Genomic DNA, 12,350 nt, shown 5'->3' with positions numbered 1-12,350 from the left:
CACACAAAGGGATTCACGGGTGGATTTCCGGCGCAATCACCTGTCGGTCCTGGCGGCGGGAAGGCCCGTGGGCGACAGCCTCGGCAGGGTGGCGCAGATCATAGCCAGTGCGATGCCGCCCAGCAGGAAGACGCTCGCCACCGTGCCGCCGCCGATCAGAATGTCCCCTTCCGTGCGGCCGGACGCGCCCAGCATGACGGTGGCGACCCAGCCGATCCCGGGTGCCAGCGCGCCGCTTCGGGTGCCGAGCGCGTACGTACCGCCGTAGAAGAGGGCCCCGGCGCCGAGCAGGCCGAGCAGCAGACCGGCCGGGACGAGTGCGGCGGAGACGAGGGAACCAGCCAGCCCGGTGAGGGCGCCGACGACGAAGAGCAGCAGGTACAGCGGGGCGCGCTTCCAGTCGATGTCGCTCATCACGCGTCCTCGATCCCCTCGAAGAGGTCGCTCTCGCGGATGTCCTCGTCGGCCTCCTCCTCGGTACGGGGCGGCAGCACCCGCTCGTAGTACTCGGTGGCGAAGACCGGCTGGGCCAGCTCGTTGGAGAGCAGGAACCAGGGTTCGTGGACGCTGATCTGGGTGGCGTGCGCGCGCATCGCGGCGGTCTTGGCACCGGCGTACGCGCTGCCGTCGATCTCCGTGGTGATGTGCTCCTCGTCCACCACGCCGGGGACGTCGTCGACCGACGCGATGCCCGGGAATCCGGGGTCCTCGGCGCGCAGGTGTGCGAAGGCCTCGTCGGCGACAGGACGGGGGACGCGGTTCCAATACACCTTCTCGACGGCGTGCGGAAGACCGAAATCCGGCCGGTAGGTGGGCTCGGCGGCGAGTTCGGCGGCGCGCATCGCGACGCGGTGCGCCTGGATGTGGTCGGGGTGGCCGTAACCGCCGTCCGGGTCGTAGGTGATCAGGACCTGGGGGCGCACTTCGCGGAGCACGGTGACGAGGTACGAGGCGGCCGCGTCGACCTCGGCGTGCCAGAAGGCGTCCTCGCGGTGGTTCTGCGGGGCGCCCATCATGCCGGAGTCACGGAACCGGCCCTGCCCGCCCAGGAAACGGTGGTCGGCGACGCCCAGCTCCTTCATGGCGGCGGCCAGTTCGGCGGCCCGGTGCGGGCCGAGGGTGTCCTCCCGGTCCGCCGCGAGGTGGGCGAGGGCGGGCGGGATGATCTCGCCCTCCTCGCCCAGGGTGCAGGTCACCAGGGTGACCTGCACGCCCTCGGCGGCGTACTTGGCCATGGTCGCGCCGTTGTTGATCGACTCGTCGTCGGGATGGGCGTGGACCAGGAGCAGGCGGCGGGCGGGGAGCGAGGTCATGGGGACAGCGTACGAGGTGGGGGCGCGAACGGGCCGTTGCGCACCCTCCCGCGCCCTCCCCACCTGCCTCGCGCCCTCCCCACCTGCCTCGCGGCTGCCCCTGTGCCCCACAGCGGCCCCCGCCCGCCTCGCGCGCTCCGCGGTCGTTCCGCTCCGTCAGAAGTGGAAGCCGCCCAGTACGCCGGCCACGTTCGTGGTGACGTCCTTGATCGTGGGCGCGAAGGACGAGCTGGCGAGATAGAACCCGAGCAGCATGCAGACCACCGCGTGTCCGGCCTTCAGTCCGGATTTCCGGACCAGCAGGAAGACGACGATCGCCAGCAGCACCACCGCCGAAATCGAGAGTGCCACGGCGGTTCACCTCCACTTGAGTACGGTCGGAACGACGGGTTGGGTACGGGCAGCACTACGGGTACCAGCGGGTCTATACCCACCTAGCGCTACGGATCATAACTATCCGCATCCACGCATTGATCGGTGCACAGCAGCACGAGGGGCGCACGGGGGCGGCCAGTTGAGAATCTTGGCCGAATTTCGCCGGTACGCACAAGGCAGTTGAAGCACCCCGGCCCACCAGCCCACCCCTACGAGCCCCCCCCATAGCCCCCGCAACCCCCTGGGCGGCTAGGTCACCCGCCGGTCGTCCCCTTGGACGGCAGGGCCACCCGCCAGCCGTCCCCATGGGCGGCGGGGCCGCCCCCGGGGGCGGAACGGGCGGGCAAGGGGGCGGCCCCCAGCGGAGGTGCACCCCCGCCCTACGCCCCGCCCACCCGCCATTCGCCCCGCCCACCCGACGTACGCCCCCTACACCCGCCCCAGCCGTACATCCGCAACGGGCCACCCGCCCCAGCCCCCACACCCGCTGGCCCCCCGCCCCTACCACCCCGGCGGACGCGAAGCCGGCGGCGGCGGCCCGAAGGCCCCCGCCGCCGGCTCCGACCCCCCGTACCCGCCCCCGCGGCCCTCGCCGCCCCCGTACCCCCCTGCGCCGTCCCCGCCCCCGTACCCGTCGTAGACGTTCGGCGCCAGCCTCGGCGGCCCGCCCGCCGGGATCCCGCGACGCCCCAGCACGAGGACCAGGACCACCCCCGCCACCAGCCCGAACGCCCACCACCCGACCATGAGCTGCTCGACGGCGTCCAACCGGCCGAACGCGGCGAAGAGTTCGGCGCGGACCGCCACCGACACCCCCGCCGCCCCGCCCGCCCCGACGAGGACCGCCGCCACCAGCCCCAGCGGCCGCGAGTGCACGGCACCCGCGAGCGCCCCCACGGCGGCCGTCAGGCAGACGGCCGTGAGGAGGAGGGAGAGCCATCCGGCGGGCATGCCCAGGAGTTGGAGCGCTCCCCCGCTGCCGGTGAAGCGTTCCGCGTAGAGGGAGGAGGAGCCGGGGTTCTGGCGGAACCAGTGGATCTCCCACGCCGCCGCCGACGCCCCGGCCGGGCCGAGCAGAAGGAAACCGGTGAGGCGGGCGCCCCGGCCGGGCCGGGTGGGGGCACGCCCCGGGTCGCGCACCGGACGGCGGCCCGCCGCGACCACGATCAGCAGGACGGCGGCCAGCCCCAGCGCCACGAAGGTGCTGACCATCGCCCGCATCCGCAGACCGTGCGGATACACCTCGGCAAATCCCTCGACCCACAGAAGGGGCGCGCGCACGGCCAGCGTGACGAACGCGGTGACGGCGAGGGCCTGGGCGGCCACCGGCGAGCGCGGGACGACGAGTGCGACGACGACGTACACGCAGAGCAGGATGAGGTCATAGAGCGTGCTCGCGGTCAGGAAGCGTTCCGGGCCGCTGCCCGCCCAGGCCCACCACAGCCGGGCCGGGTCGTCGACGAGACGGAGGTCGCGGACGACCCAGAGCGCGGTGAGGGCGGCGAGCAGCAGGCACACCCCGCTGCCTGTGAAGCGCGCGCCGCGCGCGAGTGACTGAGGCTGACCCGTCGGTCCCATGGGTGAATGCTCCCCCGTGGTACGGGAGTTGAACAAGAGGACCAGGTTCGGCCGCACCGCCCCGGGGGGACGTGGTGCGACGGGCGGGGGGCGACCGGCCGGAGCGCATTGCTTCGCCCCGGCCGGTCCACGGCACCCGCACGGCCGCACGCGGTCCAGCTTCGCGCGTACGTATATCGGCGGCGGGTCGGCCCGGTTGCCCCGCTGTTACAGGTCCGCGTACAGAGCCCCGCTCGGAGCGCCGTCGCCCGCCCGTACCCCGCTGTCGGGTGCGGGCGGGCGCCCGCCCCCTCACCGTTTTGTTGCGGGCGCCCGCCCGTATCCCCGCCGCTTCAGTGCGGTACGACCGCCTTCTCCTCGGCGAAGTGGCATGCCGAGTCGTGCGCCGCCGGGGTGTCCACGCCCCGGAAGACGCTCGGCACCGCGAGCAGCGGCACCTCCTGCGCACACCTCTCCTGCGCCTTCCAGCAGCGGGTGCGGAACCGGCAGCCCGAGGGCGGGTTGGCGGGCGAGGGAACGTCGCCGGTGAGAATGATCCGCTCGCGGTGCTCGCGCGCCGTGGGGTCCGGGACGGGGACGGCGGACAGCAGCGCCTGCGTGTAGGGGTGGGTGGGGTGTTCGTAGATCTCGGTGTCGGTGCCGATCTCGACGATGCGGCCCAGATACATCACGCCGACCCGGTCGGAGATGTGCCGGACGATGGACAGGTCGTGCGCGATGAAGAGGTACGAGAGGTTGAACTCCTGCTGGAGGCCGTCGAGCAGGTTGATGACCTGGGCCTGGACGGACACGTCGAGGGCGGAGACGGGTTCGTCGGCGACGATGATCTCGGGGTTGAGGGCCAGGCCGCGGGCGATGCCGATGCGCTGGCGCTGACCGCCGGAGAACTGGTGCGGGTAGCGGTTGATGTACTCGGGGTTGAGCCCGACGACGTCCAGGAGGTCCTGCACCTTGCGCCGGCGGCTGCCCTTGGGTGCGACCTCCGGGTGGATCTCGTACGGCTCGCCGATGATGTCGCCGACCGTCATGCGCGGGTTCAGCGAGGTGTACGGGTCCTGGAAGACCATCTGGATGTTGCGGCGGACCGCCTTGAGCGCCCTGCCGGACAGCTTGGTGATGTCCTCGCCCTTGTAGCGGATGGCGCCCGCGGTGGGCTGTTCCAGCTGGACGAGCATCTTGGCGACGGTCGACTTGCCGCAGCCGGACTCCCCGACGATGCCGAGCGTCTCCCCCGCGCCGAGGTCGAAGGAGACGCCGTCGACGGCCTTGACCGCGCCGACCTGCTTCCTGCGCATGATGCCCTGCGTGAGGGGGTAGTGCTTGACCAGGTCACGGACTTCCAGGATGGTCTCGCCGCCGCCGGTCGCGGGGTCAACCGGAACGGCCCACGCCCCGGCCTCGGTGGCGCCCGCCTCCTCGTGCTCCGCCCGCGCGTGGGGGGAGGTTCGGATGATCTCAGCCATCGAGCGTCTCCTTCCAGAAGTGGCAGGCGCTCTGACGGCCCGCGGCCACGTCGTACAGCGGCGGCACATGGGTGCGGCAGACGTCCTGGGCCCTCGGGCAGCGCGGGTTGAAGGCGCAGCCCGGCGGGATGTTCAGGAGGTTGGGCGGCAGGCCCTTGATCGCGTACAGCTCCTGGCCCTTCTGGTCCAGGCGCGGGATCGACTCCAGCAGGCCCTTGGTGTACGGGTGGGCGGGGTTGCGGTAGATGTCGTGGACCGGGGCGGTCTCCACGATGCGGCCCGCGTACATGACGGCGATCTTGTCCGCGACGTCGGCGACCACGCCCAGGTCGTGGGTGATGAGGATGAGGCCCATGTGCAGTTCGCGCTGGAGTTCCGCGAGCAGGTCCATGACCTGGGCCTGGACGGTCACGTCGAGCGCGGTGGTCGGCTCGTCCGCGATGATCAGCTTCGGTTCCAGCGCGAGCGCCATCGCGATCATGATGCGCTGGCGCATGCCGCCGGAGAACTGGTGCGGGTACTGGCCGACCCGTTCCTTCGCGGCGGGGATGCGTACCCGCTCCATCAGTTCGACGGCCTTCGCCCGGGAGTCCTTCTTCGACATGCCGCGGTGGACGACGAACATCTCGCCGAGCTGCTCGCCGACGGAGAGGACCGGGTTCAGGGAGGACAGCGCGTCCTGGAAGATCATGGCCATGCCCGCGCCGCGGATCTTCCGCCGCCGGTCCTCCTTGAGTTTCAGGACGTCCTGGCCCTCGAAGAGGATCTCGCCCCGGGGGATGCGGCCGGGCGGCATGTCGAGAATGCCCATGACGGCCTGGGCGGTGACGGACTTGCCGGATCCGGACTCGCCGAGCACGGCGAGCGTCTCGCCCTCGTCGACGCTGTAGTTGACTCCGTTGACGGCTTTGGCGATGCCGTCCCGGGTTTTGAACTCCACGTGCAGGTCGCGTACTTCGAGCAGCATGTCAGCAGCACCCTCTATCGCAGCTTGGGGTCGAGGGCGTCGCGCACCGCGTCGCCGAGCATGATGAACGCGAGCACCGTGAGGGCGAGCGCACCGGCCGGCCACAGCAGCATGTGGGGCGCGTTGCGGACGTAACCCGAGGCGGAGGAGATGTCGATGCCCCAGGAGACGGTGGGGGCCTTCAGGCCGACGCCGAGATACGACAGGGTCGCCTCCAGCGCGATGTACGTGCCGAGCGCGATGGTGGCGACGACGATGACCGGGGCGATGGCGTTCGGGGTGATGTGCCGCAGCAGCATCCGGGAGTTGCCCGCGCCGAGCGCACGGGCCGCCTGCACGTAGTCGTTCTGTTTGGCGGTGATGACGGAGCCGCGGGCGATACGGGCGATCTGCGGCCAGCCGAGGAGAACGATGAAGGTGATGACGGGCCACACGGTGGTGCCGGGGACCACGGACAGGAAGACCAGACCGCCGAGGACGACGGGGATCGCGAAGAAGACGTCTGTGATGCGGGAGAGCAGCGAGTCGAACCACCCGCCGAAGAAGCCCGCGAGCCCGCCGAGGAGGCTGCCGAGCAGGGCGACCCCGAGGGTGGCGCAGACGCCGACGGTGACCGAGGCCCTGGCCCCGTAGACCGTGCGCGTGTAGACGTCGCAGCCCTGCCCGTTGAAGCCGAAGGGGTGGCCGGGCTGGGAGCCCTGCTGGGCCTTGGCGAGGTCGCAGGCGAGCGGGTCGCCGGACGCGATCGCCGACGGCCACAGCGAGATGAACACCAGGAACGCGATGATCAGTCCGGACACCAGGAAGACCGGGTTGCGGCGCAGGTCGTGCCAGGCGTCGGACCACAGGCTGCGGGCCCGGTCGCCGCCGCTCCGGCCGGGCTTCGGCGGCTTCTCCAGGCTCGCGCCCTCGGCGACCGCGAGATCCATGGCTCCGCCGGAGCCGCCGAGCGCGGAGATCGCGCCCTCGTCGTGGGGATTGCGCCCCTGCGGGTTCTGCGGGGTCGTGGGCTCAGGCATACCGGATCCTCGGGTCGAGAACGGCGTACAAGAGGTCGACGATCAGGTTCGCCACCAGGAAGACCAGCACCAGGACGGTCACGAAGCCGACGACGGTCTGCGAGCTCTGCCGGACGATGCCCTGGTAGAGCTGGTAGCCGACGCCGTGGATGTTGAAGATGCGCTCGGTGACGATCGCGCCGCCCATCAGGGCGCCGATGTCGGTACCGATGAAGGTGACGACGGGGATCAGCGAGTTGCGCAGCAGGTGCCGGGTGATGATCCGGCGGCGCGGCAGCCCCTTGGCGACGGCGGTGCGCACGTAGTCGGCGCGGGCGTTCTCGGCGACCGAGGTGCGGGTGAGGCGGGTGACGTATGCCAGCGAGACGGACGCCAGCACGAGTCCGGGGACGAGGAGTTCGTCGACCGTGGCGGCCGGGGAGACGGCCGGCTTGATGAGTCCCCACTTCACGCCGAGCAGCAGCTGGAGCAGCAGACCGGTGACGAAGGTGGGGACGGAGATGACGACGAGGGTGAGGATCAGGACCCCGCTGTCGACGGGGCGGCCCCGGCGGAGCCCGGTGAGGACGCCGAGGCTGATGCCCAGGACGATCTCGAAGACGATCGCCACCAGGGTGAGGCGGGCGGTGACGGGGAAGGCGGTGCCCATCAGTTCGGTGACCTGCTGGCCGTTGAAGGCCTTGCCGAAGTCGCCGGTGAACAGGTTTCCCATGTAGGTCAGGTATTGCTGCCAGACCGGCTTGTCGAGGCCGAAGTCCGCCTTGAGCTGTGCGGTGGTCGCCGGGTCGCAGGTGCGGTCGCCGCACAGCCCCGAGACGGGGTCGCCCATGACGTTGACCATCAGGAAGATCAGCAGCGTGGCGCCGAAGAAGACCGGGATCATCTGGAGCAGACGCCGGATCACATAACGTCCCATGAAGGGCTCCCGTGGTCGTCGTGACGGGTCGACTGGGCCTGGGCGGGCGTCAGCCGACCTTGACCTCGTTGTAGACCGGGATGCTGAACGGGTTCAGCGCCACGTTCGAGGTGCGCTCGGAGTAGGCGGCGGAGCCGTTCTGGTACCAGAGCGGGATGGCGGCCATCTCCTCGGCGACGACCTTCTCGGCCTCCTGGAACTTCGCGGTGGCCTTCGTGGTGTCGGGCTCCGCGTTGGCCTCCTTCAGCAGGCGGTCGAACTCCTTGTTGGACCACTTGCCGTCGTTGGAGGAGGCGCCCGTCGCGTACAGCGGCTCCAGGAAGTTCTGGATCAGCGGGTAGTCCATCTGCCAGCCCGCCCGGAACGGGCCGTCCAGCTTCTGCTGGGTGACCTGGTTGCGGTAGTCGGCGAAGGTGCCGACGGGGTTGCCGACGCAGGCCTTGTTGTCGCCCAGCGCCTTGTTGATGCTGTTGCAGACCGCTTCGACCCACTCCTTGTGGGAGCCGGTGTCCGCGTTGTACGAGATCTTCATCTGGCCGCCGGGGATGCCGCCGCCTTCGGCGACCAGCTTCTTGGCCTCGGCCGCGTTGTACTTGCAGGCCGCCCCGCACAGTCCGGCCTGGTAGCCGCCCGCCTCGCCGAGCACCGGGGAGGTCCAGTCGGTGGCGGGGGTGCGGGTCTTCTCGAAGATCGTGTCGGTGATCAGATCGCGGTTGATGGCCATGGACAGGCCCTTGCGCACCTTCTCCGAGCCGGGCTTGTTCCAGTCGGCGTCGTAGAAGGGGAAGGCGAGCGTCTGGATGATGCCGGCCGGGGTGTTGAGGTAGCGGCCGCCGACGTCGTTCTTGACGTTCTTGAGCTGGGCGGCGGGCACGTCGTCCAGCAGGTCGAGGTTGCCGGCCGTCAGGTCGGTGTAGGCGGTGCCGTAGTCGGTGTAGACCTTGAGGTCCACGCCCTCGTTCTGCGCCTTGTCGTCGCCCGGGTAGTCGGCCCACTTGCGCAGGCTCATCGCCGAGCCCTTGTCGTACGACTTCACGGTGTACGGGCCGTTGCCGACAGGCGTCTTCAGGAACGCGTCGTGGTCGTCGAAGAACACCTTCGGCAGCGGGGCGAACGCGGCGTAGCCGAGGGTCTCGGGCCAGGTGGAGAACTTCTGCGTGAGCTTCACGGTGAAGGTCTTGTCGTCCTTGACGACCAGGCCGGACATGGTGTCGGCGGTGGCCTGGCCCTCTTCGGGGTGGACCTTGTCGTAGCCCTCGATGTAGGCGAAGAAGGGGGCGTTCTTCTGCTTGTTCTTGACGTGTGCGCCGTAGTTCCAGGCGTCCACGAAGGACTTGGCGGTGACCTTCTCGCCGTTGCTGAACGTCCAGCCGTCCTTGAGGGTGACGGTGAAGTTCTGCGAGTCGGTGGTGTCGATCTTCTCGGCGAGCATGTCCTCGGCCGCGCCGGTCTTCGGGTTGTAACGCTTGAGGCCGCGGAAGATCATCTCCAGGACCTTGCCGCCCTGCACCTCGTTGGTGTTGGCGGGTTCCAGCGGGTTCTGCGGGTCACCCCACGACGCGCTCAGCACGCCCGCGTCACCGCTGCCGCCGCCGCTTCCTCCGCCGCCGCATGCGGTGGCGGCGAGAGCGACGGCTGTCGCGACTGCGGCCCACTTGGCGTGCCTGGCTCCGCGCATGGAGTGCCTCCTAGAGTCCCAAAGACGACTTAAGGCCTCATACCACCCCAGATAGGACACAGTTGCATCTTCACCGCACCCATCTGCGGTCCGGCATTACGCCACTTCGCCCCGCACCCTGCCCGCCCGCCTCACCGGGGCGCCGGGTCGGTCGCCAGCCGGGCGTGCACGTGCACGTCGTAGTGACCGTCCGGCTCGACCGCAGGCAGCGCGCCCCGCGCGACGCCCTCCGGCAGGTAGCCCGCACGCACGGCGACCCGGCACGACGCCTCGTTCTGCACCACGTGGTCGAGCTGGACCCGGTAGAGACCTGCCTCCTCGAAGGCCCAGCGGGTGCACAGCTCCACCGCCCGGGTGGCCACCCCCCTGCCCCGCGCCGCGGGCAGCACCCAGTACCCGATGCCGCCGGTCCCCCGCCGGGGGTCGATCTTGTGCAGGCCCACTCCGCCCAGGGCCTCGCCGGTGCCGGCGTCCTCGACGCAGAAATGGGCCTCGTCGCCGCGGTCCCACCCCTCGGCACGGGACCGCAGGTACGCCCGCGCCCCCGCCTCGTCCAGCGGCTCGCGCAGGGACGCGTTCCAGCGTCGCACGGCGGCATCGTTCATCCCCCGCAGAACCGGGTCCAGGTCCTGCGGCGTCCATATCCGCAACCGCAGCCCGGAGCCGGTGGGCTCGGTGCGGGGCAGCGGCGGCCGGTTCGCGTCGTCGCTCACGAGGGCTCCTCTTCGTACGCGGGGAGACGGCGGCAGGGATACGACCGTACGGGAACACGACGCCGCCCCCGGCCCGAGGGACTCGGAGCGGGGGCGGCGGGGAGGCGCGGGGCGCGCGGTCAGACCGCGCCCACCACGTCCTTCTCCTCGGCGAAGTGGCACGCCGACTCGTGGGCGGCCGGGGTGTCCTGGCCCTTGAACCGCTCGGGCACCGCCAGCAGCGGCACCTCCTCGGCGCACTTGGCCTCGGCCTTCCAGCAGCGGGTGCGGAAGCGGCAGCCCGACGGCGGGTTGGCCGGCGAGGGGACGTCGCCGGTGAGGATGATGCGCTCGCGGCCCTCGCGGGCGGACGGGTCCGGCACCGGCACCGCGGACAGCAGCGCCTGAGTGTAGGGGTGCGTCGGGTGGTCGTAGATCTGCTCGTCGGTGCCGATCTCCGCCATCTTGCCGAGGTACATCACGCCGACCCGGTCGGAGATGTGCCGGACGATGGACAGGTCGTGCGCGATGAAGAGGTAGGACAGGTTGAACTCGTCCTGGAGCTTCTCCATCAGGTTGATGACCTGTGCCTGGACGGACACGTCCAGGGCGGACACCGGCTCGTCGCAGATGATGATCTCGGGGTTCAGGGCCAGGCCGCGGGCGATGCCGATGCGCTGGCGCTGACCGCCGGAGAACTGGTGCGGGTAGCGGTTGATGTACTCCGGGTTGAGCCCGACGACGTCCAGGAGGTCCTGCACCTTGCGCCGGCGTTCCCCCTTGGGAGCCACCTCGGGGTGGATCTCGAAGGTCTCGCCGATGATGTCGCCGACCGTCATGCGCGGGTTCAGTGAGGTGTACGGGTCCTGGAAGACCATCTGGATGTTGCGGCGGACCGCCTTGAGCGCCCTGCCGGACAGCTTGGTGATGTCCTGGCCCTTGAAGAAGACCTCGCCCGCCGTGGCCGTCTCCAGGGTCATCAGCAGCTTGGCGACGGTGGACTTCCCACAGCCGGACTCGCCGACGATGCCCAGGGTCTCGCCCTGGTACAGGTCGAAGGAGATGCCGTCGACGGCCTTGACCGCGCCAACCTGCTTCTTGAAGAGGATGCCCTGGGTCAACGGGAAGTGCTTGACCAGGTTGCGGACCTGGAGGATCGGCTCCCCGCGCCCGGCCGGCTTCTCGACCGCCGCGACGGCGGCCGTCTCGGTGGCCGCGTCGACCTTGTCGACACCGGTCGTGCGGGGAGTCGCGTCGGCCACGGCCTCGCCGGACTTCTTGAACTCAGCCATGGATCTGCTCCTTCCAGAAGTGGCACGCGCTGCCGCGGCCGGGCAGTGCGCTGCCGTCCCGCTCGGTGACCTGCACCAGGGCGGGGATGTCCGTACGGCAGATGTCCTGCGCCTTGGGGCAGCGCGGGTTGAACGCACAGCCGGGCGGAATGCGGGTCAGGTTGGGCGGCAGACCCTTGATCGCGTACAGCTCCTGGCCCTTCTGGTCCAGGCGCGGGATCGAGTCCAGCAGTCCCCGGGTGTACGGGTGCGCCGGGCGGCTGTAGAGCTCGTGCACCGGAGCGGTCTCCACGATCCGGCCCGCGTACATGACCGCGATCTTGTCCGCGACGTCGGCGACCACGCCGAGGTCGTGGGTGATCAGGATCAGCCCCATGTTGTATTCGGTCTGGAGCTCCGCGAGGAGGTCCATGACCTGGGCCTGGACGGTCACGTCGAGCGCGGTGGTCGGCTCGTCCGCGATGATCAGGTCGGGCTCCAGGGCGAGCGCCATCGCGATCATGATGCGCTGGCGCATGCCGCCGGAGAACATGTGCGGGTAGTCGTTGACCCGCTCCTTGGCGGCGGGGATGCGCACCCGGTCCATCAGGTCGATGGCCTTGGCCTTGGCGTCCTTCTTGGACAGGCCCTGGTGGACGCGGAACATCTCGCCGAGCTGGTAGCCCACGGAGAGCACCGGGTTCAGCGAGGACAGCGCGTCCTGGAAGATCATCGCGATCTTCCGGCCGCGGATCTTCCTGCGCTCCTCGTAGCTCATCTTGAGCATGTCCTGGCCGCGGAAGAGGATCTCACCCTGCGGGATCCGGCCGGGCGGCATGTCGAGGATGCCCATGATGGCCTGCGCGGTGACGGACTTGCCGGACCCGGACTCGCCGAGGACGGCGAGGGTCTCGCCTGCGCTGACGTTGTAGTTGACGCCGTTGACGGCCTTGACGATGCCGTCGCGGGTCTTGAACTCCACGTGCAGGTCGCGGACGTCGAGCAGCGGTCCGCTGCCGTCGTCGGCGGGGCCCTTGGGGGCGGGAGCATCCGCTGTTGTGTCGATGATGGTCATGTA

Annotated in this window: 12 protein-coding genes; all 12 read right to left on the bottom strand. The window is 70.2% G+C overall.

All coding sequences use genetic code 11. The annotated features are described in order from the left end of the window. Positions 1 to 36: 36 nt before the first annotated feature. The 12 genes from HNQ79_RS08660 to HNQ79_RS08605 all read right to left on the bottom strand — a co-directional run bounded on the left by HNQ79_RS08660 (position 37) and on the right by HNQ79_RS08605 (position 12,347). Entirely contained in the window at positions 37 to 414 is a 378-nt protein-coding gene (locus HNQ79_RS08660) for a DUF6113 family protein (RefSeq protein WP_185028650.1), read from the bottom strand. Then, the gene (gene mshB, locus HNQ79_RS08655; RefSeq protein WP_185028648.1) at positions 414 to 1,313 is read right to left on the bottom strand and encodes an N-acetyl-1-D-myo-inositol-2-amino-2-deoxy-alpha-D-glucopyranoside deacetylase; all 900 of its coding nucleotides are present in this window, start codon (positions 1,311 to 1,313) and stop codon (positions 414 to 416) included. Before mshB ends, HNQ79_RS08660 begins: the two co-directional genes overlap by 1 nt. 156 nt (positions 1,314 to 1,469) lie before the next feature. Continuing rightward, entirely contained in the window at positions 1,470 to 1,664 is a 195-nt protein-coding gene (locus HNQ79_RS08650) for a hypothetical protein (RefSeq protein WP_185028646.1), read from the bottom strand. Between the two features lie 525 nt (positions 1,665 to 2,189). Continuing rightward, a complete protein-coding gene (locus tag HNQ79_RS08645; protein ID WP_185028644.1) occupies positions 2,190 to 3,266 on the bottom strand; it encodes a hypothetical protein in 1,077 nt (358 codons plus the stop codon). 332 nt (positions 3,267 to 3,598) lie between these two features. Further along, positions 3,599 to 4,729, bottom strand: a complete 1,131-nt coding sequence (locus HNQ79_RS08640) for an ABC transporter ATP-binding protein (protein WP_185028642.1) — start codon at positions 4,727 to 4,729, stop codon at positions 3,599 to 3,601. Then, positions 4,722 to 5,696, bottom strand: coding sequence for an ABC transporter ATP-binding protein (locus HNQ79_RS08635; protein WP_185028640.1), 975 nt, complete (start codon positions 5,694 to 5,696; stop codon positions 4,722 to 4,724). Before HNQ79_RS08635 ends, HNQ79_RS08640 begins: the two co-directional genes overlap by 8 nt. 14 nt (positions 5,697 to 5,710) lie before the next feature. Continuing rightward, positions 5,711 to 6,715, bottom strand: coding sequence for an ABC transporter permease (locus HNQ79_RS08630; RefSeq protein ID WP_185028638.1), 1,005 nt, complete (start codon positions 6,713 to 6,715; stop codon positions 5,711 to 5,713). After that, positions 6,708 to 7,631: an ABC transporter permease gene (locus tag HNQ79_RS08625; protein WP_185028636.1), complete on the bottom strand. Its 924-nt coding sequence runs from the start codon at positions 7,629 to 7,631 to the stop codon at positions 6,708 to 6,710. Before HNQ79_RS08625 ends, HNQ79_RS08630 begins: the two co-directional genes overlap by 8 nt. A 49-nt stretch (positions 7,632 to 7,680) precedes the next feature. Continuing rightward, positions 7,681 to 9,309, bottom strand: coding sequence for a peptide ABC transporter substrate-binding protein (locus HNQ79_RS08620; RefSeq protein WP_185028634.1), 1,629 nt, complete (start codon positions 9,307 to 9,309; stop codon positions 7,681 to 7,683). Between the two features lie 131 nt (positions 9,310 to 9,440). Continuing rightward, positions 9,441 to 10,022: a GNAT family N-acetyltransferase gene (locus tag HNQ79_RS08615; RefSeq protein ID WP_185028632.1), complete on the bottom strand. Its 582-nt coding sequence runs from the start codon at positions 10,020 to 10,022 to the stop codon at positions 9,441 to 9,443. A gap of 119 nt (positions 10,023 to 10,141) precedes the next feature. Further along, a complete protein-coding gene (locus HNQ79_RS08610; RefSeq protein WP_185028630.1) occupies positions 10,142 to 11,293 on the bottom strand; it encodes an ABC transporter ATP-binding protein in 1,152 nt (383 codons plus the stop codon). Further along, positions 11,286 to 12,347, bottom strand: coding sequence for an ABC transporter ATP-binding protein (locus tag HNQ79_RS08605; protein ID WP_185028627.1), 1,062 nt, complete (start codon positions 12,345 to 12,347; stop codon positions 11,286 to 11,288). Before HNQ79_RS08605 ends, HNQ79_RS08610 begins: the two co-directional genes overlap by 8 nt. Positions 12,348 to 12,350 lie beyond the last annotated feature (3 nt).

It is taken from the genome of Streptomyces candidus (assembly GCF_014207445.1).
Lineage (GTDB): Bacteria > Actinomycetota > Actinomycetes > Streptomycetales > Streptomycetaceae > Streptomyces > Streptomyces candidus.
This window is presented reverse-complemented; position numbering and strand designations above follow the sequence as displayed.